This window comes from Lysinibacillus sp. 10T31, assembly GCF_056394365.1.
Genome location: NZ_JBFTHS010000238.1, coordinates 1 through 398 on the forward strand (window position 1 = coordinate 1; position 398 = coordinate 398).

Sequence of the window (398 nt, forward strand, 5' to 3'; positions counted from 1 at the left end):
TGCCTAGGTTGTTTAATAGGTCGCTATCAGGGCGCGACCAAACTCCAGTTGTCTTCCAATAGTATGTGGTAATGAAGTGGTGGCACACTACTGATGTTGCAAGGATCCCTCGAAGCGCATCTAGTGGTGAGGAACGATCTAAGGTTTGTTGAGTTAGCAGTGTGGAATAGCTGAATAGCTTATTTAGTAATGCTATTGATAGTGTGTATAGCAGTAGTAACGCTGCGATAACTGTCATGTTGGGAAGCCTGTTAAGAAGCTATAGCGTGGTTTGGTGGTAGCATCGTTTCGGGATAGTTGTCCTGGGGGGAAGGTCTTTGTGTGATAGAGCGATTTAAATTGGCTTCAAATTTAAATACATAATACAGGGCGCAAATCATGAATAGGGTATTCTGTAA

Annotated in this window: 1 protein-coding gene; it reads right to left on the reverse strand. The window is 43.0% G+C overall.

Annotated features, from left to right (window positions below; genetic code table 11):
• The coding region (locus tag AC1DCY_RS27820; protein WP_477356048.1) for a hypothetical protein at positions 1–238 on the reverse strand (238 nt) is incomplete at its 3' end.
• Between the last annotated feature and the right edge of the window lie 160 nt (positions 239–398).